Genomic DNA, 2,565 nt, shown 5'->3' on the forward strand with positions numbered 1-2,565 from the left:
TGCACTCTACCGCCGATCAGGACGCGCTTTACGTGAAATACGCCGACGCGTCGGTCTGCATAGGCGGACCGCGCAGCAGCGACAGCTACCTAAATATCCCCGCGATCATCACAGCCTGCGAGCTAACCGAAGCTGACGCGATATTTCCGGGATACGGCTTTTTGAGCGAAAGTCAAAATTTCGTAGAAATTTGCGCTAAGCACGGCATTAAATTTATCGGCCCGAGCGTCGAGGCAATGACTTTAATGAGCGATAAGAGCAAGGCTAAGCAAGTGATGATGCGCGCGGGCATTCCTGTAGTGCCTGGCAGCGACGGCGCGATTGCAAGTGTCGAAGAGGCACGCAAGCTAGCCGCCGAAATCGGCTATCCGGTCATCATTAAAGCCGCAGCCGGTGGCGGTGGGCGCGGAATGCGCGTAGTCGAGCGCGAAGAGGATATCGAAAAGCTCTTTTGGTCGGCAGAGAGCGAAGCGATGAGCGCGTTCGGCGACGGCACGATGTATATGGAAAAATATATCACAAATCCGCGCCACATAGAGGTTCAGGTCTTGGGCGACGAGCACGGACACGTCGTGCATATCGGAGAGCGCGACTGCTCGATGCAGCGCCGCCATCAAAAGCTGATCGAAGAAAGCCCGGCCGTGATCTTGGACGAGCCGACACGAAAGAGCCTGCACGAAACGGCGGTTCGCGCCGCTAAGGCGATCGGATACGCAAGTGCGGGAACGTTTGAGTTTTTATATGATAGCAAGGATAAGAAATTCTATTTCATCGAGATGAATACCCGTCTGCAGGTCGAACACACCGTAAGCGAGATGCGAAGCGGGCTCGATCTGATCGAGTGGATGATCCGTATCGCGCAGGGCGAGAAGCTGCTACCTCAAAGCGAGATAAAATTTAGCGGGCACGCGCTTGAGTGCCGCATCACCGCTGAGGACTCCAAAAGCTTTATGCCAAACCCGGGTAAAATCACAAAATACGTCGCTCCGGGCGGCAGAAACGTGCGTATGGACAGCCACGTCTATGAGGGCTACTCGGTGCCGCCTTACTACGACAGCATGATCGGCAAGCTCATCGTTTACGACAAGGACCGCACGCGCGCGATCGCGAAGATGAAAGTCGCGCTAGATGAGCTCATCATCGGTGGCATAAAATCGACGCGCGATTTTCATCTTAGGATGATGAACAACCCCGATTTCGTGGATAATAACTACGACACAAATTACCTAGCCAAGCACTGAATTTAAAATTCCAAGGGATGAAATTCTCTTGGAATTTTAAAATTTATTTGAAATTCTGCATTCAAGATTCCGTTTAAAATTTTATATTTAAAAATCTACTTGAAATTTTGTTTTAAAATTTTATCGTGCCACGCTTTAAAATTTTGCTATTAAATTTGCCGTTAAATCTAGGTGGTGAGGCGAGAGATACATCGTCGCGCGTATTTTTAAGGGCGAGATTGACGGCGGGCTCGGTTTAAATTATATATTCTGCGGCGGCTAAAATTTAGAATTTATGTCTTGTTACCGCAAATATTTGCTCTTGTCCATGCGGTTTAGCGTTGGTATGCGCCGCCACGATATTTTTTCTTTCATACGTAGCGATCGAGTTAAAATTTAGTCTTGCGCGCTCTATCATCTATTTCGGCGACTGGCTACCGCCGTGCGCGAGTAAGCGGTATAAAATTTACCGTACGAGCCACCTGCGCCCGTTCGGCGTAAATTTTATCGCGCTCGCCGTTGCGAGTATGAAGTAGTATCGAGCCGCAAATTTTAAAATATCTCGCCGCACACGCTTGAGAATAGTGTTCTTCTTTGCGGACAAAGCACGCTAGGTCTTTAAACCGTCAAATTTCAAGCCCTGAAAATTCCTCGTAAAATTTATTTAGATAATCAGCGTAATAGAAGTTTTGATTTCTAGCGTCAAATTTACCTGCTATTTCTAAAGCCATTTTATAAGTATTTTCATCTTCAAATGCGACAATGGGGATAAGCAATTTTAAATAATTCAGATCGTCGTTGCTATCGAGTATAGTGTGTGAATGCTTACGCGCCAAGCTTAGCGCTGTTTCGTGCTCTCCCAGCCTAACGGCGATCTCGATTAGCGGCGCGATCTGGTTTATGACGCGAGGATTTGACTCGATGATCTCCGCGGCCTTTGGCAGCAGGGTTTTTGCCTCCTCTATCTTGCCCGTCTTTATCATACTAAAAAGTATCGGCGCGTAGGTTATGTGCGGCACCTCGGAGCAAGTTAGCTCGCCCGAGAGTATCGGCTCGGCAAGACCCAGCGCCGCTTCGTGTTCGCCTGCAAAATTTAAATACGCGATCTCATCGCTTGCTTCGCACGCCTCGCAGTCGGACATATCGTCTTTGGCAAGCTTTTTCCACATCTTGTAGTTTGCTTTCGCCTCTTTAGACTCGCCCATGTCGATGTTTTGGTTCATCAAAGCCTTGTAGTAGGCCGCCAGCGAGAGCTCCAAACGCTCGTAGTAAAACAGCATCGCCTCGTTCGCCTCGTCTATGAGCTCTTTTTCGATCATGGAGCTTTTGGCGACGCCCGAGACGA

General features: G+C 49.0%; 3 protein-coding genes. 2 read left to right on the top strand and 1 reads right to left on the bottom strand.

Annotated elements, in window-relative coordinates; translation table 11 throughout:
* A partial coding sequence (locus tag Q0257_RS10415; protein WP_298024629.1) for an acetyl-CoA carboxylase biotin carboxylase subunit occupies positions 1 to 1,241 on the top strand: 1,241 nt, incomplete at its 5' end.
* Positions 1,242 to 1,561: 320 nt separating this feature from the next.
* Positions 1,562 to 1,756 carry a hypothetical protein gene (locus tag Q0257_RS10420; RefSeq protein ID WP_298024631.1) on the top strand — a complete coding sequence of 65 codons (195 nt, stop codon included), beginning with the start codon at positions 1,562 to 1,564 and terminating at the stop codon, positions 1,754 to 1,756.
* Positions 1,757 to 1,846: 90 nt separating this feature from the next.
* Here Q0257_RS10420 and Q0257_RS10425 read toward each other — a convergent pair.
* Positions 1,847 to 2,565: hypothetical protein (locus Q0257_RS10425; RefSeq protein ID WP_298024633.1), on the bottom strand; the 719-nt coding region annotated here is incomplete at its 5' end.

Source organism: uncultured Campylobacter sp., from assembly GCF_938018035.1.
In the GTDB taxonomy this organism is placed as follows: domain Bacteria; phylum Campylobacterota; class Campylobacteria; order Campylobacterales; family Campylobacteraceae; genus Campylobacter_B.